The following is a 26294-nucleotide window of genomic DNA, read 5'->3' on the forward strand; positions in this document are numbered from 1 at the left end:
TTTCCCAAACGGTCTGCTATCTTCCGTGACTGATGCCTCACTAGCCCCACTAGTGTTCAGCCCTAACGAAAAGGGTGAATCAGGCAATCAGGAGATGACAGTCGGAAGACTCAGCTGTCACAAGACTCAAGAGGAGAACCCATGCCTGCTGCTCGCATGAAGCAGTTCGCGGCCGCTGCGATGACCACCGCGGCTGCTGCCGCAACCGTCACGCTCGCTACACCGGCCACTGCCTCGGCCGCTGGATTGGTCGACGTGAAGGCCCCAGAGGTGACGGCGTCCTCGACCGGTACGACCCTCAACATCACGATCGAGAACCCGAACAAGGGCGTCAGCCTCGCCTACTGCAATGCCGCGGTCGTCGACGCCTCCAGCGTTCCCGACATCATCAGTGACCCGTGGACGATCTTCGACGATGGCGTTGTCGTCTTCCCGACCTTCGACGACATAAGCACCTTCTTGGGCGTCTACCCCGGGCAAACGAAGTCCTACACGGTGGATGACCTCGAGACCGGGAACTATGGCGTCATCGGTGCGTGCCTGACGGCGTTGAACCCCGGCGAGGCTCCGACCCTCAGCAACCCCAAGTACCTCTATGTGGGGAACGGAAGCCTGGGCAGCTCGGAGATCCCTGCCTTCGGTAGCTGATCCGACAACGCTTCAGCCCCTTGCCGGATTCTCCGCTTCCGGTGAGGGGCTGAGCTGTATGTGCGCAGCCTGCAAGAAGGCAACGTGAAACACGTTGGAACCGGGCTACCTTCGGTTCTGGAAGAAGTCCTCGAGAAGGCCGGCGCATTCGTCCTCGAGGACGCCGCCCCTTACCTGCGGGCGGTGCGTCAAACGACGGTCTCGAACTACGTCCCACAGAGATCCGACAGCGCCGGTCTTGGGTTCCCACGCGCCGAACACAACCCGCGCGACCCTTGCCAAAACGAGGGCACCGGCGCACATCGTGCACGGCTCCAACGTCACGGCCAGGGTTGCCCCTTCGAGACGCCACCCGTCGCCGTAGACCCTCGCCGCCGCCCGCAGTGCGATGATCTCGGCGTGGGCCGTCGGATCCGACATCGCCTCGCGCGAATTCACCGCCCGCGCCACAGCAGCGCCGTGTTCATCGAACACCACCGCGCCCACGGGAACATCGGCATCGGGGGCGCTACGGGCCGCCTCGATCGCCGCGCGGATCATCCGCTCGTCGTCTTCGAGAGTCATGACGGGTACTACCGCGGGAGCTTGTCCAGCACACCGGACAGTTCGGTTGCGAATCCGAGTCGCTGCGCGATCATCCCGAGCTGCTCGTCAGGGTAGAGGTCGGTCTCGGCGACGATCACCGCGAGAACCGGTTCGGGCACGCCGAGGTCGGAGAGCAGCGACATGTCACCCTCACCCCACGGCTCCACGTCGTCGAGGTCGTCCGGATCGATGTCCGGGACCTCGATGTTGAGCGCTTCGAGAACGTCGGCGGCGATGTCGTAGTCGACGGCTGCGGTGGCGTCGGACAGCAATAGACGTGTCCCCGACGGCGCCGGCCGCAGCACGACAAAGAACTCGTCGTCCACGTCCAGCAGACCGAAGAATGCCCCCGCACTACGTAGAGCCCTCAGCTCCTCCTCCGCGACGCGGAGACTGGTCAGAGCTGCCGCAGCAAGGGCCTTGACCTTCCATCGGCCGTCCTCGCGCACTACTGCGACACCGAAGCCCTCCAGGTCCCCTACCCGTTCCGACGAGGCGCTGTTGTTTTCCGCGCGCTGTACACCCATGAGCGCAACGGTAGCCCGCTTAGCGTCGGTAGATGAAGTCCGCACGCGAATGTGCCAACCTGGTCGGGTGTCTGACAACGCTTTCACACCCCCGGTGTGTGTCCTCGGCCTGGGATTGATCGGCGGTTCACTGCTGCGTGCGGCGGTCCGCGCGGGCCGGCGAGCGTGGGGGCACAATCGATCTGCTCAGTCCGTCAACGCGGCCCGGGCCGACGGATTCGACGTCGACACCGACCTGGTTGCCGTGCTCCAACGCGCGTCGGCTGAGTCCGCGCTGATCGTCATCGCCGTTCCGCTGCCCGCTGTTGCCGAAACTCTCACCGCGATCGCCCGTCACGCGCCGAACTGCTCGATCACCGATGTCGTGAGCGTCAAAGCAGAAGTTGCCGCGGCGGTCGCCCGTCAGGGGCTCGGCGACCGGTACGTGGGCGGGCACCCGATGGCGGGAACGTCGGCCTCCGGCTGGAGCGTTGGGAGCGCCGACTTGTTCCATGACGCTGTGTGGGTGGTAGGCACCGACGACGATGCCGACCCCGACATCTGGACACAGGTTGCGCAACTGGCGCTCGACTGCGGTTCCGTCGTCGTCCCCGCGGAGTCCGCCGAACACGACCGAGCCGTCGCCCGCATCTCCCACCTCCCGCACCTGCTGGCCGAAACTCTCGCAGTCGCGGGAGCCAGTGGCGGGCCGCTGGCGCTCGGGCTCGCCGCGGGCTCGTTCCGCGACGGCACCCGGGTGGCCGCCAGCGCACCGAGCCTCGTCCGGGCCATGTGCGAGGGCAACCGCGACGCTCTGCTGGCGGCACTCGACGAAGCGCTCATGCTACTTCAGGACGCGCGCACGCAACTGTCGCAACAGTCGTCGACCGCAACACTTGTCGACGCCGGGCACGCAGCGCGCACAACCTACGAAAACCAGGAGACCTGGGAAATCAGCGGCATTGTCCCGGGGCAGGCAGGCTGGATCGACAGCATGCGCGACGCGGGTCGCCGGGGCGGGCGACTTCGCCGCCTCTAAGTCGCGGGCGAGCGGTATGGCTCGTCGGGTACGACTCGGTCGGCTCGCTAAATCCGCCCGGCCAGGCCGGAGTAGTTGATGATGAACCCGTCGCGGTCGATGGTCACCGACGAACTCACCACCGGTGACAGCACGTGGATGCTGTCGGGCCGGCTGCTGTAGGTGAGCATGGCACCCTCGACGCGCAGGTCGAGCAGGTTGACATACACCACCGGGACCTCGACGTCCTCGGATCTCAGATGCAGCCCGTACCGCCGGATCGGGAGGGAATTGAAGAACGGGCTGAGGACCATATCGACGTCGAGGGCGCCCTCGAACGTGGAACGTACGTGATTGACACCGTGCTCCACCATCCAGGTGCCTTCGACGTCCCGGCTGATCGACATCTGCCGCTCACCTGACGCAACGGCCGTCCGCAGCGACAATCTGCGGGTGACGCCACTTTCGTCGGTGACGAGGTCGTAGGACGCACTGAACGCGGGGTGCTCGTCGCACGCGCCCCCAATGATCCGGCCTGCGGCTTTGATGCGGTCGCCGTTGAGCTGGACGCGCACCGATTCCATTCGTGGTGCGTTCTCCGCCTGCCACGTCAACACTGCGGGCCACATCGCGGCACCGGACTCTTGGATGCTCACCTGTCTACGGTAAGCGACGAACGCAATTGCAGAGGCAGTGGGCCTGAGTTGGCGGGCGACGTAGTTGCCGCACCCCCTAGGCGAGAAGGTATCCGTGTACATCACTCAGGGAAGATTCGCGGGTCGTTGGTCAAAGCAGGTGCATATCTCGAGTAACGTTCTCTGTTGACTTGTTTGTGAGGAAGGGTGCAGTGACGTCAACGGGGAGCATGGTGGGCCTGTTCGCCGGTATCGGCGGGCTCGAGCTAGGCCTCAAGGAGCACGGCTGGAACACCGAGATGCTGTGCGAGATCGACCCAGGTGCCCAGGCGGTTCTGCGTACCCGATTCGCAGAGGTCCCAGTACATTCCGACGTCACCAAACTGCGTTCCCTGCCTCGCAACGTCGAACTCGTTGCAGCCGGTTTCCCCTGCCAGGATCTCTCGCAGGCCGGCAGGACCGCCGGTATCACCGGCGCGCGCTCCGGCCTCGTGGACGAAGTGTTCCGTCTGGTGAAGCGCAAGAAGGGCCCGCGCTGGCTATTGATCGAGAATGTTCCGTTCATGCTGCAGTTGGGCCGGGGGGCGGCTATGAGGCACATCACCGACGCCCTCGAGGACCTCGGCTACATGTGGGCATACAGGGTGGTCGACGCGCGCGCTTTCGGGCTTCCTCAGCGTCGACAGCGTGTCCTGATGCTTGCCTCGCGCACCGAAGACCCCCGCGCAGTCCTGTTCGGCGAGGATGCCGGAGAACGACTGATCGATGATCCCGCCGAGTTTCCGTGCGGCTTCTACTGGACCGAGGGCACCCGAGGCCTTGGCTGGGCGGTCAATGCGGTTCCCACCCTGAAGGGCGGTTCGTCTGTCGGTATCGCCAGCCCACCCGCTGTGCGATTGCCCTCGGGCGAGATCGTGACACCCGGCCTCGTGGACGCCGAGCGCTTGCAGGGCTTCGACCCGGACTGGTCCGCTCCCGCCGCGCTCGTTCCCGGATTCCGCAACAGCCACAGGTGGAGGCTGGTAGGCAACGCCGTGAGCGTGCGAATGGCGTCTTGGGTCGGGCGGCGATTGCTCGAATCCGACGCATACGAGCGGGGTATCGAGACTCCGCTCGAGCCCGGGGATACCTGGCCGGTCGCCGCCTGGGGCAGCAACCGTCGGGCATTCCGCGTACACACCTCCACTTGGCCGGTTCAAGAACCGTACGAGGATCTCAGCGGGTTCCTCGAGGACTCACGACTTCTGTCTGCGCGAGCGACCGCGGGATTTCTCAAGCGTGCGCGAATGGGCAACCTGCGATTCGTTCCCGGGTTCATCGACGATGTCGAGAACCACCTCGACCGCATGGGCGGCTTCCCCGTAGCCGCGGCGTAGGCCACCGGCGGTCCCGCGATGCCCAGCACCGATCCTGCGACCAGCGCCCGGATGCGAGCACAGCGGCGGCGCGATACCGCCCCCGAACTCTCGCTCCGACGAGAACTGCACCGGCGCGGAGTCCGCTACTTCGTGGACCGAGCCCCGGTGAAGGGCATCCGACGTCGCGCTGACCTGGTATTTCCACGCCGCAAGGTGGCGGTTTACGTGGACGGCTGCTTCTGGCACAGCTGCCCAGAGCACGCAACCTTTCCCAAGAACAATGCCAAGTGGTGGGCGGAGAAACTAGCCGGAAATGTCACCCGGGACCGCGACACCGACGCCCGACTCGAGGACGCCGGTTGGACGGTGGTCCGGGTCTGGGAACATGAGAATCCGGCCGCGGCCGCGGACCGGGTTCAGGGGGTCTTGGACGACACCGATACGACCGATCGGTGACCGCGCAGTGCGACGTGTCGCGGATCTTACACCTTCCAGATATGGTGGTCGTCCACAGATCAGTGCAGGATTAAGTCATCACACATAATCCACGTCACCCTTGAAGGAGGAGGTTGATGATGATTCGCCGTACTCTGACGTCGGCTGCGATTGCAATCGCAGCAGTCGTCGCTCCGCTCATCAGCATCGCTCCCTCCGCGGTGGCGGCAGCGAGTGACACATACATCAGCAACCCCCCAGATGACCCCTCAGACCGCAGCCACTGCGACGATCAGGCCGAACTGGCAAACAACCTTGCCGACAAGGGCGATCGCATGGCAGCCGACGGGGTCGTATCGGCCGCGAACATGAGTGGCTGCCGCATCTACACGTTCCCCAGCCCCTGAGTTCTTTGCCGTTTCGGCAATAGAATTATCGGAATTTTGGTCTGCTCACTCACAGTGGTGCCATGACCAATGAACCTGAACTGGACGCGACCGATCTCTGCAGCCAGGAGTTCTGGGACGCGCGCTACGATTCGCCGACCGCCGTGTGGAGTGGAGATCCCAATCCGCACCTTGTCGAACAGCTGAAGGATGTCGCACCCGGCAACGCCCTTGACGTCGGCTGCGGAGAAGGTGCCGATGCGATCTGGCTGGCCTCGCGCGGATGGAACGTCATCGGCTTGGACGTGTCGCCGGTCGCCCTGACCCGCGCGGCCGCCCGGGCCGACGAGGCGGGCGCCGGCATTGCGGACCGCACGTCGTGGCAACAGACCGACCTCCGAAGCTGGGAGCCACCCGTCCACCGCTTCGATCTCGTGTCGGCACACTTCATCCACGTGCCCTCTTCGGATCGCCGAGTGCTGCACCGTCGCCTGGCGGCGGCCGTGCGGCCGGGCGGGCGACTCCTCGTCGTGGGCCACCATCCGTCCGACTTGCACACCTCCGTGCGCAGGCTCGATTTTCCGGATCTGCTGTTCACGGCAGATCAGATTGCCGCCGAGCTGGATCCCGACGACTGGGACATCTTCGTGTGCGCGGAACCGACCCGCGAGGCGCTCGATCCCGAAGGGAAGCCGGTCACCATCCGTGACTCCGTGCTGCACGGCGTTCGTCGAGGCTGACGATCGGTCAGCTCATGGGGCCTGGTGAGGGAGTCCGCGACACGGACGAGTCCGCCTCCTACATACCGGCATCGAGACGAAAGACGTTGTCCGGCGAGATGATCTCCGTGATCGCCTCCGCGAGTAACGCACTCGGCGAACTACCTTCGTATGGGATGTCGGTGTTGATCATGATCACGAGAGTCGTCTCCCTCTCCGGGAGATACACGGATACGGTCTGGTAGCCGGGGATGCTGCCGTTGTGCCCGAGCCAGCCCCCAACGTCGAAGATCCCCAGCCCGTAGCTGATCTCAGACGGCGCACCCTGCACAGCCACCGTCTCGAGCCGCTGCGCCTGAGTCTCCGGCTGCAGCAACGCTCCGGTAGCCAGGGCAGGAGCCCAAATGCGAAGGTCGTCGAGGGTCGAAATCATCGCTCCCGCCGCCCCTCCCCATGACGGATTCCAGTCCGTAGATACCGCTTCCTCACCGTCAGCGGTCTGGGTGGTGTAGCCAGTCGGATGTGGTCCCGGAAACGCATTGGTGACGGGCAGACTCGTGTGTTCCATGTTCATCGGCTGGGTGATCTTCTGACTCAGGTACTCCGGCAACGACATTCCACTGACCTTCTCGACGACAAGCCCGAGAAGAATCGTGTTCGTATTGGAATACTCCAATCCCTGTCCAGGCGGAAAAGTCGCGGGCCGTGCAAAGGCATAGTCCAGGAGTTGCTGCGGAGTGAAGTTGGCTTCGAGATTCGCGAGCACCGCCTGTTGGAACTCGTCGATCTCCGTGTAGTTGGCGAGCCCGCTTTGCATCCGGGCAAGTTGACGCAGGGTGATCTCATCACCCGATGGCACACCCTCGACGTACATCGAGATCGGATCATCTAAGGAAACGAGGCCTTCGTCGACGAGCTGCAATACGCCGGTAACAGTGAATGTTTTTGTGACACTTCCGATTCTGCTGTGAAAATCGGTCTTCATTGGAGTATTCAACGTCTTGTCGGCTACTCCGAACGCCCTCACGTAGTCGCCGTCCGGACCCCAGACGCCCACGATCGCACCGGGAATCGACGCCGTCGCCATCACATTCTCGATCGCATCGTCGACGGCGTCAGCCGTAGCCGGATCGATCTGCGCATTCGGTTCGGCACCGGGCCGCGCCTCGGTGGTGACCGCCGCGGTGTCCGTGGAAGAGGGGCCGTTCGAGCACCCTGCCCCGAGTACCAGCAGCAAGACAGCCGCAGCCGCCGTCAGACCTCGTCTTCGATTCGCTTTGGTCACGACTCGAGCTGTCACTACTCGGTCCCCCTTCTTCAGAAGCTACTCCCCGACTACCGGGCGAAGTACCTTTCGACGCTTCAACCGCGCCTGAGGGTACATTCCGCCCCATCACTTCGCATACTCGGCGAGCAGTCGCTTCTCCTCGTCACGGTGCGGAAAGAAGAAGAACACCAGCGCAGCTCCGGCGCACACCACCAAGATCGCGGCCAGGTAGGCCCTGGTGTCACCGGCGAGAAACGCAGTCCGTGCAGCGGCGATGATCTGGTCAGCGTACTGCGGATAGCGTTCCGCGAGCACTTCCGCGCTCGAGAACGACTTCGTCAGCGCGGCTTGAGTTTCCGGTGTAGTCTGGCTCGCCTGCGGCGAAGCGGCAATCGCCGCCGACAACGACTTGGCGTAGCCCGCGGTGAGCACCGCGCCGAGGATCGATTGCATGATCGCCCCGCCGAGGTCACGCTGTAAGTCGGACGTGCCCGACGCCATGCCCACCCGCGACACGGGCACCGAACCGGTGAGCGAGCGGGATGCCGGCGTCCCGGCGAAACCCACCCCAATACCCACCAGGGTGTAGGCGGCAGCGACCTCGAGGTAGTTCGCGTTCTCGTTCCACCACACCAACGCGACCAGCAACCCGAGGACTACGAACAGGTACCCGAGCAGCAGGGTGAACCGGGCACCGTGTGATTCGACGAGTGTCGCGGACCGGGGCGCGACGAAGACCATCGCTACGGCGGCCGGGATGATCGCGGAGCCAGCCGCGAGTGTCGAGTAGCCGAGTACGTTCTGGAGGAACTGCTGCCCGATGAACATCGCGCCCATGAGCGAGCCGAACACCACCAACCCGGCGACCGCGGCCACCCAGAACGTCGGGCGGGCGGCGACGTGAAGGTCGAACAGCGGGTGCTCCGCCCGGCGTTGCTGCAAGAAGAATGCCGCCCCCGCAGCCAGAGCGATCACACCCAGCCCGATCGCGGTAGCCCCCGCGCCGTCCACCGGTGCGAAGTTGATCGCCAGAACGAGGGCGGCGATGAAGATCACCGAGATGATGCCGCCCAGATTGTCGACGGGATCTGACGTCTCGTTGACGTGGGCGGGAACCCAGACGAGGGCGCACACGAGTGCAAGGGCAGCCAGGGGAAGGGTCACAAGGAAGACCGAACCCCAAGGGAATTTCTCGAGCAGCGCACCCGAGACGATCGGTCCGAGCGCGGATATCGCTCCACCCAGTGCCGACCACAGGGCGATTGCCTTCGTGCGAGGCGGGCCCGACCACAGCGCGGTGATGAGCGCCAGCGTCGTCGGAAAGGCCAGCCCTGCTGCGACCCCACCGAGAACGCGGCCGAGGAACAGGATTTCGACGCTGCCCGCGAATCCCGCGATCGCCGACGCCGGTAGTGACAGCGCCATGCCGAATACCAGCATCTGCTTGCGCCCGTATCGATCGCCCAGGGCACCCAGATAGAGGACGGACGCCGCGAGCCCCAACGAGTACCCCACGGCGACGAGGTTGAGTTGCGTCTGACTCGCGTCGAATGCTCGGCCGATGTCGGGCAGTGCGACGTTTGCGACCGAGAGGTTCAGGTTGGCGACGGCTGCGACGAGAATGAGAGTCGCAAGGACGACCACAGCTCTGGTCGGCGCTCGAGTCGGTTCTGTTCGGGTCACGTCTCAGCTCCTCGGATTCTCGTCGTTGGCGGAATGCCGTTCCTCCGCATCGGATTCCAGATCGAGACGACGAACCCCCGACGAACCGATCAGCGACGCTCCGAGTGGGAAGAGCAGAACCGTGATCGCCCCTGCCGCCACAAGAGCGGAGGCGTGCGCGGTCGACATCGTTCCCGAATCGACCGCTACTCCCGCGACGGCCACGATCACCGGCAACCCCGTTCCCGCATACAAGGCCAACTGGGTGCGTTCTCGAACAGTGAAGGGAGGATCGGTGCCATTCGATCCGCGATCGAATCGCGCCGAGATGAAAACCGGGCCGGAACGCACCAGCAATATCAGCAGGACGAACGAGACCAGCACGCCCGGGTCCGACGCGACGGCTTCGATGTCGATGGCCATCCCCGAGGTCACGAAGAAGATCGGGATCAGGAATCCGAAGGCCAGGCCGTTGATCTTGGTCTCGAGCATCTCATGGCCTTCGGGAGTCGCCCGCCGCAGGATGAACCCCGCGGCGAAGGCACCGAGAATGGCGTCGAGCCCGAACGACGCTGCGAGTGCCGAGAGCGCAACGAGGAGCAACACGGTCAGCCGAACCGTGGTTTGCGACGAGGTCTCCGATCCGGCTCGGATGATCGCCGCGATTCGCGACCCCTCCCGCCGCAGACGCTCGGGGATGAACGCGACCAGAACCGCTGCGACCACGAACAACCCCAGCACCGCAATCGACGCCAGCGAACCGCGCGAACTGAGCAGGACCGCTATGGCGACCACCGGTCCGAGTTCTCCGAACGCACCGTGGTTGAGAATCGTCCTGCCGAGCCTGGAATCGAGTGCGCCCGCATCCCGAAGGATCGGCAGTAGCGTCCCCAGCGCAGTAGAGGTCAGTGCGATGGCGACCGCGGTACCTGCATTGGCTATGCCCGCGACAGTCAGCAGCCACACGAACCCGAACGCCAGAGCGAGCGACGCCAGCCATGTCGCCAGCGCCCGCCGTCCGCCGCGTCCGGTGATCTCGGCGGTGTCGATCTCGTATCCCGCCAGAAGGAACAGCAACCCGAGTCCTAGATCGCTCAGTAGCGTGATCTCGCTGCCTTCGACGGCGATGTCGAGGACGTGAGGTCCGATGATGATTCCGGCGAGGAGGAGCAAGACGACTTCGGGCACCAACTTGCGGGGAACCAACCCCGCAAGCAGTGGCGCAACGACGGCGCAGACCACGATCCAGAACAGCGAGGCGCCGACCGAAGGCATGCATCACCCCATCTCGAATGACCGGAAGAGCATTGGCTCGAGCCTCACAGAGCCACGGCCTGCGGGCATCATCCGTGACGGATGAACGACACTCCCAGAATCACCCATCGTCGTGGTCGGACTCCGCGTTGATCGTCGATCATCTAGGCCAGGGCATGAGCTCATGGACTGCCACACGGTCGGATTAACTTCCCTTTACTTATCATTCGAATTGGCATACACGTGCAATTACGTATGACAAATTCCCAACTCGTCGGTACATTCGGCCGCAGACCAGCGGCCCGTCTTGCTGCGCCGGGGTCATGTGATGCGAAACATCCTCCGAGTGGCCCTTCCCGAACGTGGAGTGAGAATTGTCCAGCCGTGCAATGCAGCCGGAAGGCTCGCAGGAACCGACCGCGCCGACGCGCGCCTCCGACGACCCCGAGTACGCGCAGAACCTCAAGCGTGCGACCCTCGCCAGCTCGATCGGCAGCGCTCTGGAGTACTACGACTTCGCCCTGTACGGACTCGCGTCGGCGCTGATCTTCGGGCAGTTGTTCTTCCCTGCCATGGGGACGTCGGCAGCGCTGATGGCCAGTTTCGCCACCTACGCCGTCGGCTTCCTCGCCCGCCCCCTCGGTGGTCTCTTCTTCGGCGCTCTCGGCGACCGAATGGGGCGCAAGGCCGTCCTCATGATCACGATCGCGCTCATGGGGGGTGCGAGCACCCTGATCGGTGTCCTCCCCACGGGTGCCCAAATCGGCATCTGGGCCCCCATTCTGCTGGTCGTCCTCCGACTGTTGCAGGGTTTCGGGGCCGGCGCAGAACAGGCGGGAGCCACCACCTTGATGGCCGAGTACTCACCGGTCGCCCGCCGCGGCTTCTTCTCCGCGCTGCCGTTCGTCGGGATCATGGTCGGCACACTGATGGCGTCCGGAGTGTTCGCAGTTCTCGGTCAGATCGATCGTGAACTCCTTCTCGCCTGGGTGTGGCGCGTACCTTTCCTGGCCTCCGTTCTCCTGATCGCGGTCGCCGTGTTCATCCGACTCCGCATGCAGGAGAGCCCCACGTTCATCAAGCTCGAGAAACAGGAACAGATCAGCGAGAGCCCGGTCCGGGAACTGATGAGGTCCTCACTACCGAGCGTTCTGCGCGGAATCGGCCTGCGCATGGCCGAGAACGGCGGCTCCTACATCTTCCAGACGCTCGGCATCAGCTACGTGACGACCGTCGTGGGGATCAACTCGTCCGTCGGCCCCTTCGCCATCGCCTGCGGCGCGGCCATCGGCGCTCTCGTCATCCCGTTCGCCGGGGCGTTGTCCGACCGCTTCGGCCGGATGCGGGTCTACCGCATCGGCGCGGCATTGCAACTCGTCCTTGCCATCCCGTCATGGTGGCTACTCTCGCTCGGCAACCCGTATCTCGTGGTCCTCACGCTGGCCGTCAGCTACGGCATCGGCGTGAACGTCATGCTCGGTGCACAGTGCGCGGCCCTACCCGAACTCTTCGGCAACCGGCACCGGTACCTCGGCGTGGCCGTGGCCCGCGAGACGAGCGCCATATTGGCAGGCGGGATCGCCCCGTTCGTCGGTGCATTGCTGCTGACGTTGCTGAACAACTCGTGGGTCCCGCTCGCCCTCTACGTGCTCGTCCTCAGTGCCATCACCTTCGCAACTACGTTCGTCACCCCGGAGACACGTGGCCGCGACCTGGGCCTGCTGTCGGACGCAATCGACGACGTCCTCGACGCTCCATCCTCCCCCGAGCTGAAGGTGGGAGCCCAGTGACGCCGACCGAAGGTGGCGCACCGAGAACACCAGCGCTGACGGCGAGTAATTAGGTTCGCGCGCAATGACCTTGCCGCTGTTCGATCTCACCGGTCGCATCGCGCTGGTGACCGGATCGAGCCGCGGCATCGGCTACACGCTTGCGCGAGGGTTGGCCCTGGCGGGCGCAACGATCGTGCTCAACGGCGTCGACCAACGCCGACTGAACGGCGCACACCTGCGTCTCTCCGACGAGTTCGGTGCGGCACACATATGGTCCGTCGCATTCGACGTCACGGACCCCGACCGGGTCGACGCCGCGATCGCGGGGATCGAGGCAGAGATCGGACCCGTCGACATTCTGGTGAACAACGCCGGGCTACAACACCGCCAATCGCTGCTCGACGTGAGCCTCGATGACTGGAACCGCGTGATCAGCATCGATCTGACGAGTGCGTTTCTGGTCGGCCGCGCGGTCGCGCGATTCCAGATCAGCCGCGGTCGCGGGAAGATCGTGAATATCTGTTCCGTACAAACGGATCTGGCCCGGCCGACCATCGCGCCGTACACCACGGCGAAGGGCGGGCTGCGAAACCTCACCCGCGCCATGACCGCAGAATGGGCATCGGCGGGTCTGCAGATCAATGGGCTCGCGCCGGGTTACATCCACACCGAGATGACACAGCCGTTGGTCGACAACGACGAGTTCAACTCATGGCTCGTCCGGAGGACTCCTGCCGGTCGGTGGGGTTCGCCTGAGGATCTGGTGGGTCCCGCGGTGTGGCTCGCGTCCGACGCGTCCGACTACGTCAACGGTCAGGTGATCTTCGTCGACGGCGGGATGACGTCGGTGGTGTGACTACGCGGGTAGCGTCGCAGATTCGCCGAATGCGCTCCGCCCGTGTCGCAAGAGTTCACGCAACGCCGGTCCTTCCGGACTCCTCCACACGAGAGCGAGTACAGCAGGAATGTCGACGTCGTCTATCGCGAGTGAGCTGAGGCGATCTTCGAAGTCGGTGAACATCGTTTCACTCAGGATCGCGATCCCCAGTCCGCGTGTCGCCAGATCAGCGACTGCGGCGGGGGCGCTGGCCTGCAAGGCGATGTTCGGCACGATTCCGGCGTCGGCGCAGGCTCGGTCGAATACCGTCCGGATACCGGTCCCCTGCGGCATCGACACGATCGGATGGTCGGCGAGATCCGCGAGAGTCACCGACCTCCGACCGGCGAGTGGATGGGAGGGCGGCACCGCGCCGACAACGCGCTCGCTGATGATCGTCAGCGCGTTCAGACCCTCCGGCGGCGCGGTCGCCGTCCCCACGAGAGCGAGATCGAGGACTCCCGCGCGAACCTGTTCGACGAGTCGGTCCGAGTTGTCTTCTATCAGTGCGATCTCGACACCCGGGTGGGCGAGGTGAAATTCGGACAGTGCATCGAACAGGCCTCCAATCGTGCAGGCCGTGACCATCCCGACGACCAGTCGACCGCGGACGAGTTCCTGCACATCGTCCACCGCCTGCCGCACCGCGTTCGCGGACGCGAGCATCGCCCTGGCATGTTCGAGGACCGCCTCGCCTGCAGGCGTCAGGGTTGCGGTGCGGCTCGAACGGTCGATGAGCGTGGCACCGAGGTCGTGCTCGAGTTGGCGGATCTGCGCGCTGATCCCCGACTGGCTGATGTGCACGCGCCGGGCGGCCCGGGTGAAATTGGCCTCTTCCGCTACCGCCACAAAATACTCGAGCTGGCGAAGTTCCATAACTACAGATTCTAGTTTCAAGAATAACTATCTGTTGGACTTCTGAATCCGGTGAGACGAATCTGGATGTCGAACCGCTTCCGAGGAAAGGACCCCCATGCAGGAATACGAGAAGGCCCTCAGCCCCGAAGACCTCACCCGCCTGTTCGTAGAGCGAAGCAATGCGGGTGACGCCGCCGGGGTTGCCGCGCTCTACGAGGAGAACGCCGTGATGGCGTACCCGTTCGGCAGCCAGACGGTCGGTCGCGATGCCATCCGACAACTCTGGGCGAAGGTGCTGGGCGCCGCACCGAGCTTCGAACGGGAACAACCCCTGCCGACGCTGATCAGCGACGACATCGCCCTCACCTCCACCCCGCCGAAGGACGGCGCGGGTGCCCGCGCACAGGTGGTTCGCCGGCAGTCCGACGGCACCTGGCTCCGCCTTCTCGACCAGCCGGAGTTCATGCCGCCCAATCACTGACGAGAATGAGAGCCGAAGCTGGCTGTAGCACGCAAGGCCTTGACTGAGTGCGGTGACTTCCTTCGCCGTACTCAGCCCTTCTGTACGGACGTTTCGATCAGCTCTGTCCACCCAGCATCAGCTGTTGCCTCCTCTCGTAGCGGTTCGCTCAGAACGACGCTGTAGCCATCTGCGTCGATCGCAACGAGTTCATTTGTGTACCACTGTGTTCGATCTGGACCTTCGACTCGCGCCGAGCCGAGCCCGCCGAGGGAAGTCGCCTCGGCGAGCAGCGAAGCCGCCCGACGTTCGAGATCGTCGCCGCCCGCATCGAAAGTCGAGCGGTAGCCAGGGGCAGGTTCCCCGAGCACCAGAAGGATGTCCTGGTACCGCATCCGCCTCAGATGAACAAGCATCGTAGCGCCATCCGGTGCCGGAATTTCGGCCAGCACAACGAATCCCAGCGCTTCGTACCACCGAACGGATCGTGCGAAGTCGGAGACGGGGAACGTGGCGAACGTGGGCATGGGGTAGATCGAGCGATCAATGTTGATCTGTGAATTGTTCATGTGCGCGACGGTATGGGCTCACGCTACGTCGGGGTCAAGTCAGTCGTGTTCTCGGATGTATCGAAACCCAATTCCCGGGACTCATCCGGCGACGGACACCGAGCGGTAGCCGCGAAGCACGAACGTGCCCCGAGAAATCGGGTCGCCCGCCAAGGCGATTCGAGGGAACCGATAGAACAGAGCCGTCACCGACTCCGCCAGCTCCATCCTCGCCAGCGGCGCTCCCAGGCAGAAATGCACCCCGGCGCCGAAGGCTAGGTGCGGGTTGGGATTACGGTCAGTCACGAATCGGTCGGCTTGCTCGAACATTGCAGGGTCTCGGTTGGCAGCCCCCAGCAGAGCGGCGATCTTCTCCCCTGCCTCGATCCGGACGCCGCCGAGCTCGATCGGCTCGATCGCGGTGCGCTCGAACAGCTGAAGTGCCGGGTCGAAGCGCAGCATCTCTTCCACCGTCCGTGACACGTCAGTCGCAGGGATCTGGCCGGTACCCAGCATCGCGACCAGTCCGTTGCCGAATACGTTCACCGATGCCTCATGTCCGGCGTTCAGCAGCAACACCACCGAGGCGACAAGCTCGTCATCGGTGAGTTCGGTCTTGGTGAGGTCGGAGACCAGATCCTGCCTGGGGGCACGACGCCGGTCCGCGGCCAGGGCCCGCACGTAGTCGGCGAAGTCCTGTGCCGCGCGCACCGCAGCATCGACCACGTCCTCATCCGGTGCCGGTTCGTACATGCGCACGATGGCCTGCGACCACGACCGCAGCGAGGGCACCATCGACGCCGGAACACCGAGCAGTTCGGCGATGACGAGCACCGGCAACGGCTCGGCGAACTCACCGACGACGTCGAATCCCTGCGGGTCCACACTGTCCAGCAGGGACGCCGCCAGGACCTGCACCCGCGGTCGCAGCCGCTCCACATGGCCGCGGCTGAACGCCGCCGCCACCGGACGCCGCAACCGGGTGTGTGCCGGGGGCTCGTTCTCCATCATCTGATTGCGATGGAGCAAATTGAACGGCTCGAGATAGGACACCGGCTCCCTGTCGGACCACAGTCGGCCGAGGCGGCGGTCGCGCTGCACCACCGAAGCGCTCGCATGGTCGAAGGTCAACCACATGCCGGACGCCTCGTGCCACGCCACCGGATGACGGGCACGCTCCTGCGAAAAGTACGGGTAAGGGTTCGCGACAACCGCCGGGTCGGTCAGGTCGATTGTCGCCGTCGGCCGTGCCGGGTCCGAGCTTGTCCAGACCTTCCCGTCCACTTTGTTCCTACGACTCATGGTCCTCGAATACATTTCCGAACGGGTCTCGCGCGTGGCGAGACAGAAAAGCCCTGGCAGAACAATCTCTACCAGGGCTCTCGCGTGTGCGCCCGAAGGGATTCGAACCCCTAACCTCTTGATCCGTAGTCAAGTGCTCTATCCGTTGAGCTACGGGCGCGAACATATTCAATTTTGTTGCCGGCCAACTATCACCGGTCTGGCGGAGGCGAGAGGATTTGAACCTCCGGTCCCTCGCAAAAGGGACAACTCATTAGCAGTGAGTCCCATTCGGCCGCTCTGGCACGCCTCCCTGGGGTGGTTCCGATCCCTTCGGACCGCCGGAGCGAAAGATTACACATCTTTCCACCACATGACAAAACAGCTGGTCAGGACTAACCCGGGCTGCTACCTCAGGTGACTGTCGAACCAGTCGAAAATTCGCCGCTGGGCGTCGATGATGGCCTCTGCAATCGGGTCGTCTTCCTGCCCCGCAGGCACCTGGGGCGGCTCGTCCGCGCGATGCGCCAGCCCTGCGTAACTGACGAGGAGCGCCGCGACGTCGGACTTGGCGGCAGCGGCGCGCAACAACTCGACGTGCTCCGGGGGCGTGGACGGATCGTCGTCTCCGTACAACCCCAGCCACGGAGCCTTCAGATCAGGCGCCGCTTGAACCAACGGAAGAGCCTCCCCGGACAGTGGTTCGACGATCCCGCGGGCGGCCACGCTCACGGCGGCGCCTACCCGGCGTGTCGTGGCAACGAGCATTGCCGCGGTGCCCGCATCGTCGAAGCCGAGCACACCCACGCAATCGGGATACACGCCTCGTGAGATCAACCAGTCGAAGGTGGCGTCGAAGTCCGCGAACAGTGATTCGCCGAAGACCTCGGCCTCGCCGTGCGCCGGTTCCCGGAAGAAGAGATGCGGTGCGACCACCACCCACCCCTCGAGCGCGAGCGATCGCATCAGATCGAGGAGAGGCTTACTGAAAACGCGCGACTCGTGCAGGATCACGATCCCGCCGCGAGCAGGACCGTCCGGCTCGATCGCGGTGAGTGGAACATCCACCTGCGGACCGGCGGGCTCGCCCTCGACTGCCCGCAAAGCCGCGGTGTCCTTGAAAAATCCCGGCATGCCACCACCTTGGCACGAAGGTGACAGTGGCGCAGCTGATCGAAAGGCGCATAATCGCTTGGTGACTCCGCGAACCAGGGCAGATCTCGAAACCATACCGGCCTACGTGCCCGGCAAGAGTTATCCGGGCGCGATAAAGCTGGCCAGCAATGAGACCACGCACGGCCCCTTACCGAGTGTGCGGAAGGCCATCGAAGAGGCTGTCGACCAAGCCAACCGGTATCCGGATAACGGGCATATCGCCCTAATCGCAGCACTGGCAGACTATCTCGGGGTTCCCGCCGCGAACATCGCGGCAGGATGCGGCTCAGTGAGCCTGTGCCAGGAATTGGTTCACGCGACATGCAAGGACGGAGACGAAGTCGTCTTCGCGTGGCGGTCTTTCGAGGCATACCCCGTCGTCACACAGGTGGCCGGCGCGGTACCGGTGCGGGTTCCGCTGACGGCGGACCACGGTCACGACCTCGACGCCATGCTGGCCGCCATCACCGACCGCACCCGGCTGATCTTCGTCTGCAACCCCAACAACCCGACCGGCACCGCGCTGACCAAGGCCGAACTCGAACGCTTCCTCGACGCAGTTCCCCCGCACATTCTCGTGGCGCTCGACGAGGCCTACTTCGAGTACAACCGGTCCGACCTCGACGGCATCACACTGCTGCACGATCGCCCCAATCTGGTGGTTCTCCGGACCTTCTCCAAGGCATACGGCCTGGCCGGGATCCGCGTGGGTTACGCCATCGCAGACTCCGCCCTGATCGCCACCCTCGGCAAGGTGCACATCACATTCTCGGTGAACGCCGTCGCGCAGGCGGCGGCGATCGCCTCACTTGAAGCATCCGACGAACTCCTGGCCCGCACCGACGGGGTCATCGCTGAACGGGGCCGGGTGCGCGACGCACTTCGGTCGGCTGGCTACGAGGTTGCCGAATCATCGGCCAACTTCGTCTACCTCCCGCTGGGAGCGCAGTCCCGACCGTTCGCTGCGGCGAGCGCCGAGGCCGGCGTGCTACTGCGGCCCTACGAGGACGACGGGGTGCGGATCACCATCGGTGACCCGCACGAGAATGACGCGTTCCTCGCCTTCGCGTTGAGCGAGGACACCCGCTCGATCGCGAAGGTCGGGGCCCAGCGATAGATCAGGCGCCGAGCGCCTGCTGCAAGACTGGCCAGGAACTGCGCAGTTCGTCCTGCCAGTACGGCCACGAGTGCGTGCCGTTGGGGCGGTAGTTGAACGTCGCCGGGATGCCGAGTTGAGACAGGCGATCCTGAAATGCTGGGGTGCAGAGGTACGCCGCCAACTCGAGAGGACCGCCGATGGCGATCGTCGAGGCCAGGTCGGTCCCGTTGTCATACGGCCCGGGGAGCCCGTTGCCCGTGGAGACGTAGATCTGTTTTCCACGCAGGGCTTCGGCGTTCGCCAAGGGATCATGCGCCGCCCACGACGGATCGGTGTCGGGTCCCCACATGTTGGCCGGGTCGCCACCCCTCGACACCACGGTGCCGCGAACCGACAAACGTGCGCTGGGGTGCGCGTTGTCGAGACATCCGCTGTAGGAGGCCAAGCCGGTGTAGAGGTCCGGGTGTCGGGTGACGAGATTGGCCGCACCCATCGCGCCCATCGACACACCTGCGGCCGCGTTGATTCCGTTTCCGTTGAAGTTGGCATCGATGATCGGTGGAAGTTCGCTGGCCAGGAACGTCTCCCACTGGTTGACACCAAGCGCGGGGTCCGGCCGCAGCCAGTCGGTGTAATAGCTGGCCGGGCCGCCCACCGGCAGCACGACGTTGATGTTCTTGTCGGCGAAGAACGCGACGGCGTCGGTCTTCTGCGTCCAGGTGCTCTCCCGGAAGTCGGACTCCTCACCGGCACTGACGCCGTCGAGCAGGTAGAGCGAGGGGCGCGACCCACCCGCGGCCGGATGCAGGACCTGCACCTGAATCACGCGGCCCATGGCCGGCGAATTGACGTATACGGCACTGCGCGTGTCGGTCAGCTTCACGATCTCGTCAACGCTTGCCGCGCTACCACCGGTCGCATGGGTCGCGAACGGGGCTGACGTGGGGACGGCGACTGCGGTTGACCCCGGACCGAGCACGGCCAGGGACACTGCCAGTCCGAGAACAGCAAGTGTTGGGCGACGCATTGAGAAACCCCTCTTCCCATGGCTGCGTGAACCCCAATTCGCGGAGTTCGCGTTAACCACGAAGACGACTCTAAAGGGTTTGTGGCATGCATGTGTGCCAACTTCGACACGGCCGATCTCGACCCGTTGCGATATGCGTTAGTAGTCACTAACGTATTGGGTGTGCTCGATCAGTTGGCGGTTGCAGCTGAGCCCACTCGAAGACGTCTCCTACAACTGCTGACATCAGGGGAACAGACCGTCAACAACCTTGCCGACCACTTCCCGGCGAGCCGGTCTGCGATATCGCAACATCTCCGAGTGCTCACCGAGGCGGGGCTGGTGACTTCACGCAAAGACGGACGCTTCAGGTACTACCGACTCGATCCCGAAGGGGTCGCGCAACTACGCGCGTTGTTCGACTCGTTCTGGATCGACGAACTCCGCCGCCTCGTCGAGGACGCCACAGAGTAAGAGGACGCCACAGAGCAAGCAGCATCCAAGAGGAGACAGCTGATGCCTTTCGACAAGACAGTCGTCGTCCCGCTGGACCCGGACGCCACGTTCGACCTCGTCACCAAACCCGAACGACTACGTCGATGGCAGGCCGTCGCGGCCCGAGTCGACTTACACGCGGGCGGTGAGTACCGGTGGACCATCGTCCCCGGCCACTCCGCCGCGGGAACATTTCGCGAAGTCGAACCCGGCCGACGCGTGGTCTTCTCGTGGGGATGGGAAGGCGACGACGAGCTTCCGCCGGGATCGTCCATAGTCTCGGTGACGCTGACACCGACTACCGGCGGGACCGAAGTGCGACTGGTCCACGATGGCCTCGACGACGTCCAGGCAGCCCGCCACGCAGAGGGCTGGGACCACTATCTCGACCGTCTCGTCGCAGCCGCGACGACGGGCGACGCCGGTCCGGACGAGTGGGCAGCCGCACCCGATCACCTCGACGAACTATCAAGTGCCGAAGCAGCGTTGGCCGTCACGCAGCGCGTATCGCGCAATATTTCGGACGGGGACATGACGAAACAAACTCCCTGCACCGAATACACCGTCTCGCAATTGGCAGAACACCTCATTCGTTCCATCACGAATCTCGGTAGCGCCGCGGGCGCGAAAATCGTAGACGACCCCACGAAGCCTCTGGAGATCCGGATCGCCGACGCCGCTCAGCCCGCGCTGGAAGCATGGCGTGAACGCGGCCTCGACGGGAACGTTTCGCTCGGCTCGAGCCCCATGCCCGCAACCATGATCGTGGGCATTCTCTCGCTCGAATTCCTGGTTCATGCTTGGGATTTAGCCGCAGCAGTCGACCGCGAAGCAGCTATCGATCCCGCTCTCGCCGAATACGTTCTCGGATTGGCTCACGCCATAATCCCCAAGGGAGACCGCACGGGAACTGGTTTCGCGGAAGCGATTCCCGTGGAACACACCGCCGACAGCCTCGAGCGACTGATCGCGTACACCGGTCGTCCACTCAGGACGGCTTGAACCTTCACACCGAAAGGAATTGTCATGCCCATCAAGTCGGAATATGCCCAGGGAACACCGAACTGGTTCGACGTGCAGGCCAGTGACCAGGCCGCGGCAAAGACGTTCTACTCGGAACTACTCGGGTGGGAGTACGACGACCAACCGATGCCCAATGGTCCTGTCTATTCGATGGCCTTAGTGGGCGGCGAGAACGTCGCCGCCGTCGCGCCCCAGTCACCGGACGCGGCACAGGCAGGCGCACCGGCGATGTGGAACACCTACATCGCTGTCGACGATGTCGACGAAACCGTAGCCAAGGTTGCCGACGCCGGCGGTCAGGTTCTGATGCCCCCGTTCGACGTCACCGAGGCCGGCCGCATGGCATTCGTCTCGGACCCGACCGGCGCGTCCGTCGGCCTGTGGCAAGCGAACAAGCACATCGGCGCCACTCTCGTCGGAGATCCTGGCGCATGCATCTGGAGCGAACTCAACACCAACGATGTCGACAAGGCTGTCGCCTTCTACGGCAGCGTCGTCGGACTCTCGACCACTCAGATGCCAATGGGTCCGGAGGACACGTACACCGTGTTCCACGCGGGCGATGAGCAGGTCGGCGGATGCACTGATTCGCAGTCGGACGGCACCCCGAACCATTGGCGGGTGTACTTCGCGGTCGACGACGTCGACTCGAGCGCGGCGAAGGCCGTCGAACTCGGCGGAACGATCGTCGAAGAAGCAGTGACCATCCCCACAGTCGGACGGATGGCCGGCATTGCGGACCCGCAGGGCGCAGTATTCAGCATCATGACTCCCGAGTCGCAGAGCTAGTAGCACGCGCCGACTCCAGAAAAGGAGGTAGCGTCGGCGTACTACCGCCGATACCGACCACGCCTCAAAGGTCTTGGTCGCCAACAAAAGCCCGGTATTGACACCCACATACCGCACAACCTGAGTGGGTGTCAATAGCGTGTGTTTCTGGACTCGAAATGGCGACCCCAACCAGATCATCCCCAGAGAGACCGGTAGCTTGCCAGTTTGGCAAGCTCGACAACTGAGGAACTCTAAGGGGAGTTAATGGGCACGACCAACACCATCGTCAAGCGCATCGCGGGCGGAAGCATCGCCCTCGCCGCAATCGCCGCGCTTGCCGCGCCTGGCATCGCCACAGCAGAAGCCGGTAGTTCCGGCAGCCTCGGGTCCGGCAGCGGGTCGAGTGACGGCGAACGCGGTGTCTCCGCGCCACGCGTGAGGCCGGAAGTCGAGGACAAGAGCGACGAGGCCAAGGCTATGCACGCCACTGGTGAGACGATTAGCGTCTTTCTCGAGAACACCAACAACGATAGAGACGACAAAGTCACCAACTGCGGGACGATGCTCTTCAGGGCCGGCGAACTCGACACCAAGAACTTCGACAGGGCGATATGGCCAGATGGGGTTGATCGACACACCAACATCTGGACTGGCGAGAGCCGATCCACGTACTACATGTTCAGTGGTCTCCCGGACGGCGACTATCTAGTCGCAGGCTTGTGCGGAACCCCCGGCGGCAAGGGCACCTGGATCAAACCGATCAAGATGAAGGTCGGTGACAGCACCGGCTCGTCGGGCAGCTCTGACAGCTGACCGAACGGCAGCAACACCGACTGTGTTGTAGATGGTTGCTAGACAATGTGAAACGCCCGGCCGGGATATCTCGGCCGGGCGTCTTGCACTTTGTCCCACCGGAGCCGACCGCATATCCAAAGGGCGACTGGAAAGCCGTCCAGAACGATTGACACCGGGTAACATGCCCGACTGGCAAGCTCCACGACATCGGGACCTAGGGGGAGTTAGTGAGCAAGACCAGCACCATCGTCAAGCGCATCGCCGGCGGGGGCATCGCCCTTGCCGCAGCCACTGCATTCGCCGCACCTGGCATCGCCTCGGCAGAATCGGGCAGCTCGGGCAGTGCCGGCGGCCTGGGTATCGGCAGTCTGGCTGTCGGGAGTCTGGCCGCGGGGAGCTTAGCCCTCGGAAGCCTGGACAGCGGAAGCGGCAGCGGCAATGGGTCGAGCGGGAGCGGGTCTGGCGGCAGCAGCGGGTCCAGCGGCAGCGACGGCGGGGTCTTGCCGCCCCTGGTGGAGGCAGAAGTCGTGGGTAACTCGGTGAGCATGGAGGTCGAGAATCCCAATATCCACGAAACTTACTGCGGTGCCATTCTCTTCAAGGCCGATACCGACATCACGGATTTCAACAATTCCGTGTGGTCGGAGGGTTTCGATATGAGTACGTGGGAGTGGACACGCGAAGGAGAAACCAGGACATACACGGTCTACGGCCTCGAGCCGGGCGACTACATCGTCACGGCAGACTGCGCGGTCGCCGACGGTGTACCGGTTGCGATCGATCCGATCGAGGTGACCGTCGAAGAAGCAACCGGCTTCCTCGGCAGCCTCGGCCTCGACAGCCTCTTCGATTCGCTGGGCAGCTCCGGCAACTGAGAATCAACCACAATACCGACCATGTCGTAGATGATCGGTCGTAGATGATCGCTACATCGCTTGAGTCGCTCGGCCAAGATTGCCCCGGCCGAGCGATTTATGTGTTCGGCCGGTTCGCGGCAGGGCGAGCCACAACACTAGGACGCCGGAACCAGATGTCCGTCTAGGGCAACCATAGCCGTCTTGAAATGCGGAGACGACATGTGAGCCGATAATGCACCCGGGTCTGCCCACTCCTCCACCACCACAAATATTCCTGGTGCCGAGATCGATTCGAACACGTCGTATCGCTTACAACCCTGTTCCTGCCGAGTGGCTGCCTCGAGAGTCGCGAGCGTCGTGCGCGCCTTCTCTTCAGATCCGGGGTTCGACTCGAGGGTTGCGACGAGACTCAAATGCGGCATGGGTGATCCCTTCCTGGTTCGAGTGCGCCCATCGGGTTGGTGCGCCAATACGCAGCGCACTCTCCATCTTTTATACGGACGGCATAAAGGTCCTTCAATACGGATTCCGTTAGGCGGGAGGCGCGCAAGGACAACTGATCCCGGGCGATTGACTTCCCCACTGCACTAGCAGGGAGTGCCGGTCGGACACCCGGCCGGCAACGTCTCCGACACAACCGCACTACCAAATCGCCTGGCTCAGAGCCGAGTTCACCATCGCTGATCTGCGCGGGCCTGCCGTCAAGGTCGTTAGTCAGACCCGAGTGGTACGACTGTCTGGTCTGTTCGCTGTTGTCGATATCAGACGTGCAGAGGAAGTAGCAGCGGTACCGAGGGAAGGAAACGCGCGGGTGGAACCGGCGGTGGCGTGATCAGCGTCCACGCCTCGATCGAATCGCAGCGTGGCTCAATCAGCAGACATCGGGCACACGCCTCGAGACCGCGGGGCCCGGGGGCACCGACGAGCGTTAGAGAAGAAACGTGGGCAACAGCCGATGGACGACGGCGGCGTCAGGCAATGAGAAAGCCCCTGAACTGACGGCTTAGATCAGGGGCGTTCTCCTTGGCGGAAGCGGAGGGATTTGAACCCCCGGTCGCTCTCACGACGCTCGCTTTCAAGGCGAGTGCATTCGGCCGCTCTGCCACGCTTCCGTGGGCGATCTTATCGGTAAGGGATCGCAGACAGGAAACCGGTCAGCGGTTGCCGATGGCTGTGCCTATCCGTTGGAACGCGTCGGCGAGAAATTCCAGTTGCTCCCCGGTGAAGAGATCGACGAGGTTTCTGCGCACACCGGCCACGTGAGTGGGCGCCGCGTCCACCAGTCGGGCGCGACCTTCGTCCGTGATCACCGCAAGAACACCGCGTCCGTCCTCGACGCAGGTAGAGCGGGTCACCATGCCCTGCGATTCCATCCGGCGGATCTGGTGGGTGAGACGGCTACGCGAGGACAGCACTCCGTCCGCAAGATCGCTCATCCGCAGCGAACCGTCGGGCGCCTCCGACAGCAGCGCCAATATCCGGTAATCCGCCAGCGAAAGGTCGTGGTTGTCCTGCAGATCCCGATTGAGAACATCCAACAGGCGCTGGTTGGCGTCCATGTAGCCACGCCATGCACGCATCTCGGCGGCGGACAACCAGCGCGGTGCTGCCTGTTCTGCGTCGGAAGATTCTGCCGTCACGAAGTCACATCCTAGTCTTCCACCAGACCTTCCCAGTAGGCCCGCCGATCCCAATCACCATATGTGACAACCGTGATCGCCCACAGCCTCCGGGCGCCTACACAATTCGCTAGCGTCGTATTCATGTACGCCATCACGATCGATCATCCGGGCGGCCCGGAAGTCATGAAATGGGCGCAGCAACCCGACCCCGTCGTTGCGCCCGGCCATGTTCTGCTCGACGTGGCAGCGACGGCGGTCAACCGCGCCGACCTGTTGCAGCGCCAGGGGTTCTACCCACCGCCGCCGGGCGCCAGCGACATTCTCGGGCTCGAGTGCTCTGGGACCATCGCCGAGCTCGGCGAGGGCGTCACTGCTTGGTCTGTGGGTGAACAAGTGTGCGCACTCCTCGCCGGTGGAGGCTACGCGGAGCGAGTGTCCGTTCCCGGTTCACAGCTGATGCCACTACCCGACGGCGTGGATCTACTGGTCGCGGCCTCGCTGCCCGAGGTTGCATGCACGGTGTGGTCGAACATCGTCATGGGTGCCGGCCTGTCTCGCGGCGAGGTTCTACTGGTTCACGGCGGAGGCAGCGGAATCGGCACACACGCGATCCAGGTGGCGGTCGCACTCGGTGCCCGCGTTGCCGTCACGGCGGGCTCCGAGGAGAAGTTGGCACGCTGCCGCGAACTCGGCGCAGACATTCTTGTGAATTACCGCGAAAGCGACTTCGTCGAACAAGTCCGAACAGCAACGAACGGGCACGGAGCCGATGTGATCCTCGACAACATGGGCGGCTCCTACCTGAGCCGCAACATCGATGTGCTCGCCTCTGACGGGCGACTCGTCGTGATCGGCATGCAGGGCGGCCGCACGGGCGAGCTCGATCTAGGCAAGTTGATGGCCAAACGCGCCCACCTGACGTCGGCCGGGCTGCGCGGACGTCCAGAGACGGGACGCCACGGAAAGTCGGACATCGTTGCCGACGTCACCGCCCGTCTGTGGCCACTGATCGCCGAGGGAGCCATTCAGCCGGTCGTGTCGGCCGAACTACCGATCACTGATGCGCCCCATGCTCACGAATTGCTGGACTCACCGGAAACTGTCGGCAAGGTGATCCTTACGATCCCACGCGACTGAACGCACGCGACATCGCCCAATGTCACACTCGTCTACATCAACGGAACGCATGTCACATTGGGCGC

General features: G+C 64.0%; 29 protein-coding genes and 3 tRNA genes. 16 read left to right on the forward strand and 16 right to left on the reverse strand.

Annotated elements, in window-relative coordinates; genetic code table 11:
- The first annotated feature begins 141 nt into the window (after positions 1-141).
- On the forward strand, positions 142-648 hold the full coding sequence (locus BFN03_RS16710) for a hypothetical protein (protein ID WP_157109639.1): 507 nt from the start codon (positions 142-144) through the stop codon (positions 646-648).
- Positions 649-753: 105 nt separating this feature from the next.
- Here the strand turns inward: BFN03_RS16710 and BFN03_RS16715 are convergent, their stop codons facing one another.
- Both BFN03_RS16715 and BFN03_RS16720 read right to left on the reverse strand, forming a co-directional pair.
- The gene (locus tag BFN03_RS16715) at positions 754-1212 is read right to left on the reverse strand and encodes a nucleoside deaminase (protein WP_070379949.1); all 459 of its coding nucleotides are present in this window, start codon (positions 1210-1212) and stop codon (positions 754-756) included.
- 8 nt (positions 1213-1220) lie between these two features.
- Entirely contained in the window at positions 1221-1760 is a 540-nt protein-coding gene (locus tag BFN03_RS16720; protein ID WP_070379950.1) for a tRNA adenosine deaminase-associated protein, read from the reverse strand.
- Positions 1761-1809: 49 nt separating this feature from the next.
- Here BFN03_RS16720 and BFN03_RS16725 point away from each other — a divergent pair, with 49 nt between their 5' ends.
- Positions 1810-2778 (forward strand): prephenate dehydrogenase, encoded by a 969-nt coding sequence (locus BFN03_RS16725; RefSeq protein ID WP_070379951.1) that lies wholly within the window; start codon positions 1810-1812, stop codon positions 2776-2778.
- 47 nt (positions 2779-2825) lie between these two features.
- Here the strand turns inward: BFN03_RS16725 and BFN03_RS16730 are convergent, their stop codons facing one another.
- Positions 2826-3413: a putative glycolipid-binding domain-containing protein gene (locus BFN03_RS16730; protein WP_198163283.1), complete on the reverse strand. Its 588-nt coding sequence runs from the start codon at positions 3411-3413 to the stop codon at positions 2826-2828.
- A gap of 209 nt (positions 3414-3622) precedes the next feature.
- On the opposite strand from BFN03_RS16730, the gene BFN03_RS16735 reads away from it, so the two are divergent.
- From BFN03_RS16735 to BFN03_RS16750, 4 genes are all read left to right on the forward strand, one after another.
- A complete protein-coding gene (locus BFN03_RS16735) occupies positions 3623-4768 on the forward strand; it encodes a DNA cytosine methyltransferase (RefSeq protein WP_070379952.1) in 1146 nt (381 codons plus the stop codon).
- Positions 4769-4786: 18 nt separating this feature from the next.
- A complete protein-coding gene (locus BFN03_RS16740; protein WP_070379953.1) occupies positions 4787-5206 on the forward strand; it encodes a very short patch repair endonuclease in 420 nt (139 codons plus the stop codon).
- 116 nt (positions 5207-5322) lie between these two features.
- Complete coding sequence (locus BFN03_RS16745) at positions 5323-5592, forward strand: hypothetical protein (RefSeq protein WP_070379954.1); 270 nt, start codon at positions 5323-5325, stop codon at positions 5590-5592.
- A 62-nt stretch (positions 5593-5654) separates the two neighbouring features.
- A complete protein-coding gene (locus tag BFN03_RS16750) occupies positions 5655-6311 on the forward strand; it encodes a class I SAM-dependent methyltransferase (protein ID WP_070379955.1) in 657 nt (218 codons plus the stop codon).
- A 58-nt stretch (positions 6312-6369) separates the two neighbouring features.
- Here BFN03_RS16750 and BFN03_RS16755 read toward each other — a convergent pair whose 3' ends face one another.
- The 3 genes from BFN03_RS16755 to BFN03_RS16765 all read right to left on the reverse strand — a co-directional run bounded on the left by BFN03_RS16755 (position 6370) and on the right by BFN03_RS16765 (position 10494).
- Entirely contained in the window at positions 6370-7590 is a 1221-nt protein-coding gene (locus BFN03_RS16755; protein WP_070379956.1) for a serine hydrolase domain-containing protein, read from the reverse strand.
- Between the two features lie 93 nt (positions 7591-7683).
- Positions 7684-9240 (reverse strand): MFS transporter, encoded by a 1557-nt coding sequence (locus tag BFN03_RS16760; RefSeq protein WP_070379957.1) that lies wholly within the window; start codon positions 9238-9240, stop codon positions 7684-7686.
- A 3-nt stretch (positions 9241-9243) separates the two neighbouring features.
- On the reverse strand, positions 9244-10494 hold the full coding sequence (locus tag BFN03_RS16765) for a cation:proton antiporter (protein ID WP_084385660.1): 1251 nt from the start codon (positions 10492-10494) through the stop codon (positions 9244-9246).
- 368 nt (positions 10495-10862) lie between these two features.
- Between BFN03_RS16765 and BFN03_RS16770 the strand changes: the two genes are divergently transcribed.
- Together BFN03_RS16770 and BFN03_RS16775 are read left to right on the forward strand one after the other, a co-directional pair.
- Positions 10863-12263: an MFS transporter gene (locus BFN03_RS16770; protein ID WP_070379958.1), complete on the forward strand. Its 1401-nt coding sequence runs from the start codon at positions 10863-10865 to the stop codon at positions 12261-12263.
- Positions 12264-12327: 64 nt separating this feature from the next.
- A complete protein-coding gene (locus BFN03_RS16775; RefSeq protein WP_070379959.1) occupies positions 12328-13101 on the forward strand; it encodes an SDR family oxidoreductase in 774 nt (257 codons plus the stop codon).
- Here BFN03_RS16775 and BFN03_RS16780 read toward each other — a convergent pair whose 3' ends face one another.
- Positions 13102-13998 carry a LysR family transcriptional regulator gene (locus BFN03_RS16780; protein ID WP_070379960.1) on the reverse strand — a complete coding sequence of 299 codons (897 nt, stop codon included), beginning with the start codon at positions 13996-13998 and terminating at the stop codon, positions 13102-13104. It abuts the gene before it with no gap.
- A 97-nt stretch (positions 13999-14095) separates the two neighbouring features.
- Between BFN03_RS16780 and BFN03_RS16785 the strand changes: the two genes are divergently transcribed.
- Entirely contained in the window at positions 14096-14461 is a 366-nt protein-coding gene (locus BFN03_RS16785) for a YybH family protein (RefSeq protein ID WP_070379961.1), read from the forward strand.
- Positions 14462-14532: 71 nt separating this feature from the next.
- On the opposite strand, the gene BFN03_RS16790 is transcribed toward BFN03_RS16785, so the two are convergent.
- The 5 genes from BFN03_RS16790 to BFN03_RS16810 form a co-directional block, all read right to left on the reverse strand.
- The gene (locus BFN03_RS16790) at positions 14533-15009 is read right to left on the reverse strand and encodes a VOC family protein (RefSeq protein ID WP_070379962.1); all 477 of its coding nucleotides are present in this window, start codon (positions 15007-15009) and stop codon (positions 14533-14535) included.
- 81 nt (positions 15010-15090) lie between these two features.
- Positions 15091-16290: a cytochrome P450 gene (locus BFN03_RS16795; RefSeq protein ID WP_084385661.1), complete on the reverse strand. Its 1200-nt coding sequence runs from the start codon at positions 16288-16290 to the stop codon at positions 15091-15093.
- 87 nt (positions 16291-16377) lie between these two features.
- Positions 16378-16450 (reverse strand) — tRNA-Arg (locus BFN03_RS16800).
- A 40-nt stretch (positions 16451-16490) separates the two neighbouring features.
- A tRNA-Ser gene (locus tag BFN03_RS16805) sits at positions 16491-16582 on the reverse strand.
- 95 nt (positions 16583-16677) lie between these two features.
- Positions 16678-17403: a dienelactone hydrolase family protein gene (locus tag BFN03_RS16810; RefSeq protein WP_070379963.1), complete on the reverse strand. Its 726-nt coding sequence runs from the start codon at positions 17401-17403 to the stop codon at positions 16678-16680.
- Between the two features lie 61 nt (positions 17404-17464).
- Between BFN03_RS16810 and hisC the strand changes: the two genes are divergently transcribed.
- Complete coding sequence (gene hisC / locus BFN03_RS16815) at positions 17465-18541, forward strand: histidinol-phosphate transaminase (RefSeq protein ID WP_070379964.1); 1077 nt, start codon at positions 17465-17467, stop codon at positions 18539-18541.
- A gap of 1 nt (position 18542) precedes the next feature.
- Here the strand turns inward: hisC and BFN03_RS16820 are convergent, their stop codons facing one another.
- Positions 18543-19550 carry an alpha/beta hydrolase gene (locus BFN03_RS16820; protein ID WP_070379965.1) on the reverse strand — a complete coding sequence of 336 codons (1008 nt, stop codon included), beginning with the start codon at positions 19548-19550 and terminating at the stop codon, positions 18543-18545.
- Positions 19551-19640: 90 nt separating this feature from the next.
- Here BFN03_RS16820 and BFN03_RS16825 point away from each other — a divergent pair, with 90 nt between their 5' ends.
- From BFN03_RS16825 to BFN03_RS20675, 5 genes are all read left to right on the forward strand, one after another.
- Positions 19641-20003: an ArsR/SmtB family transcription factor gene (locus BFN03_RS16825; RefSeq protein WP_232320305.1), complete on the forward strand. Its 363-nt coding sequence runs from the start codon at positions 19641-19643 to the stop codon at positions 20001-20003.
- Between the two features lie 42 nt (positions 20004-20045).
- Positions 20046-21026: a TIGR03086 family metal-binding protein gene (locus tag BFN03_RS16830; RefSeq protein WP_070379966.1), complete on the forward strand. Its 981-nt coding sequence runs from the start codon at positions 20046-20048 to the stop codon at positions 21024-21026.
- Positions 21027-21050: 24 nt separating this feature from the next.
- Positions 21051-21836 carry a VOC family protein gene (locus BFN03_RS16835; protein ID WP_070379967.1) on the forward strand — a complete coding sequence of 262 codons (786 nt, stop codon included), beginning with the start codon at positions 21051-21053 and terminating at the stop codon, positions 21834-21836.
- 246 nt (positions 21837-22082) lie between these two features.
- Complete coding sequence (locus tag BFN03_RS16840; RefSeq protein ID WP_070379968.1) at positions 22083-22631, forward strand: hypothetical protein; 549 nt, start codon at positions 22083-22085, stop codon at positions 22629-22631.
- Positions 22632-22840: 209 nt separating this feature from the next.
- Positions 22841-23488: a hypothetical protein gene (locus BFN03_RS20675; protein WP_070379969.1), complete on the forward strand. Its 648-nt coding sequence runs from the start codon at positions 22841-22843 to the stop codon at positions 23486-23488.
- A gap of 137 nt (positions 23489-23625) precedes the next feature.
- On the opposite strand, the gene BFN03_RS16850 is transcribed toward BFN03_RS20675, so the two are convergent.
- From BFN03_RS16850 to BFN03_RS16860, 3 genes are all read right to left on the reverse strand, one after another.
- Entirely contained in the window at positions 23626-23892 is a 267-nt protein-coding gene (locus tag BFN03_RS16850) for a putative quinol monooxygenase (protein ID WP_070379970.1), read from the reverse strand.
- A 602-nt stretch (positions 23893-24494) separates the two neighbouring features.
- A tRNA-Ser gene (locus BFN03_RS16855) sits at positions 24495-24582 on the reverse strand.
- Positions 24583-24624: 42 nt separating this feature from the next.
- The gene (locus tag BFN03_RS16860) at positions 24625-25110 is read right to left on the reverse strand and encodes a MarR family winged helix-turn-helix transcriptional regulator (protein ID WP_070379971.1); all 486 of its coding nucleotides are present in this window, start codon (positions 25108-25110) and stop codon (positions 24625-24627) included.
- A gap of 123 nt (positions 25111-25233) precedes the next feature.
- Between BFN03_RS16860 and BFN03_RS16865 the strand changes: the two genes are divergently transcribed.
- A complete protein-coding gene (locus BFN03_RS16865) occupies positions 25234-26229 on the forward strand; it encodes an NAD(P)H-quinone oxidoreductase (RefSeq protein WP_070379972.1) in 996 nt (331 codons plus the stop codon).
- Positions 26230-26294: the final 65 nt, after the last annotated feature.

Origin of the sequence: Rhodococcus sp. WMMA185 (assembly GCF_001767395.1) — a bacterium.
Classification (GTDB): Bacteria; Actinomycetota; Actinomycetes; order Mycobacteriales; family Mycobacteriaceae; genus Rhodococcus_F.

Bases quoted from the DNA above. Each gene is read 5' to 3' on its own strand.
- BFN03_RS16710 (WP_157109639.1), top strand. From the start codon at position 142: ATGCCTGCTGCTCGCATGAAGCAGTTCGCGGCCGCTGCGATGACCACC.
- BFN03_RS16715 (WP_070379949.1), bottom strand. From the start codon at position 1,212: ATGACTCTCGAAGACGACGAGCGGATGATCCGCGCGGCGATCGAGGCG.
- BFN03_RS16720 (WP_070379950.1), bottom strand. From the start codon at position 1,760: ATGGGTGTACAGCGCGCGGAAAACAACAGCGCCTCGTCGGAACGGGTA.
- BFN03_RS16725 (WP_070379951.1), top strand. From the start codon at position 1,810: ATGTGCCAACCTGGTCGGGTGTCTGACAACGCTTTCACACCCCCGGTG.
- BFN03_RS16735 (WP_070379952.1), top strand. From the start codon at position 3,623: ATGGTGGGCCTGTTCGCCGGTATCGGCGGGCTCGAGCTAGGCCTCAAG.
- BFN03_RS16740 (WP_070379953.1), top strand. From the start codon at position 4,787: ATGCCCAGCACCGATCCTGCGACCAGCGCCCGGATGCGAGCACAGCGG.
- BFN03_RS16745 (WP_070379954.1), top strand. From the start codon at position 5,323: ATGATGATTCGCCGTACTCTGACGTCGGCTGCGATTGCAATCGCAGCA.
- BFN03_RS16750 (WP_070379955.1), top strand. From the start codon at position 5,655: ATGACCAATGAACCTGAACTGGACGCGACCGATCTCTGCAGCCAGGAG.
- BFN03_RS16765 (WP_084385660.1), bottom strand. From the start codon at position 10,494: ATGCCTTCGGTCGGCGCCTCGCTGTTCTGGATCGTGGTCTGCGCCGTC.
- BFN03_RS16770 (WP_070379958.1), top strand. From the start codon at position 10,863: ATGCAGCCGGAAGGCTCGCAGGAACCGACCGCGCCGACGCGCGCCTCC.
- BFN03_RS16775 (WP_070379959.1), top strand. From the start codon at position 12,328: ATGACCTTGCCGCTGTTCGATCTCACCGGTCGCATCGCGCTGGTGACC.
- BFN03_RS16780 (WP_070379960.1), bottom strand. From the start codon at position 13,998: ATGGAACTTCGCCAGCTCGAGTATTTTGTGGCGGTAGCGGAAGAGGCC.
- BFN03_RS16785 (WP_070379961.1), top strand. From the start codon at position 14,096: ATGCAGGAATACGAGAAGGCCCTCAGCCCCGAAGACCTCACCCGCCTG.
- BFN03_RS16790 (WP_070379962.1), bottom strand. From the start codon at position 15,009: ATGAACAATTCACAGATCAACATTGATCGCTCGATCTACCCCATGCCC.
- BFN03_RS16795 (WP_084385661.1), bottom strand. From the start codon at position 16,290: ATGAGTCGTAGGAACAAAGTGGACGGGAAGGTCTGGACAAGCTCGGAC.
- BFN03_RS16810 (WP_070379963.1), bottom strand. From the start codon at position 17,403: ATGCCGGGATTTTTCAAGGACACCGCGGCTTTGCGGGCAGTCGAGGGC.
- BFN03_RS16820 (WP_070379965.1), bottom strand. From the start codon at position 19,550: ATGCGTCGCCCAACACTTGCTGTTCTCGGACTGGCAGTGTCCCTGGCC.
- BFN03_RS16825 (WP_232320305.1), top strand. From the start codon at position 19,641: ATGTGTGCCAACTTCGACACGGCCGATCTCGACCCGTTGCGATATGCG.
- BFN03_RS16830 (WP_070379966.1), top strand. From the start codon at position 20,046: ATGCCTTTCGACAAGACAGTCGTCGTCCCGCTGGACCCGGACGCCACG.
- BFN03_RS16835 (WP_070379967.1), top strand. From the start codon at position 21,051: ATGCCCATCAAGTCGGAATATGCCCAGGGAACACCGAACTGGTTCGAC.
- BFN03_RS16840 (WP_070379968.1), top strand. From the start codon at position 22,083: ATGGGCACGACCAACACCATCGTCAAGCGCATCGCGGGCGGAAGCATC.
- BFN03_RS16850 (WP_070379970.1), bottom strand. From the start codon at position 23,892: ATGCCGCATTTGAGTCTCGTCGCAACCCTCGAGTCGAACCCCGGATCT.
- BFN03_RS16865 (WP_070379972.1), top strand. From the start codon at position 25,234: ATGTACGCCATCACGATCGATCATCCGGGCGGCCCGGAAGTCATGAAA.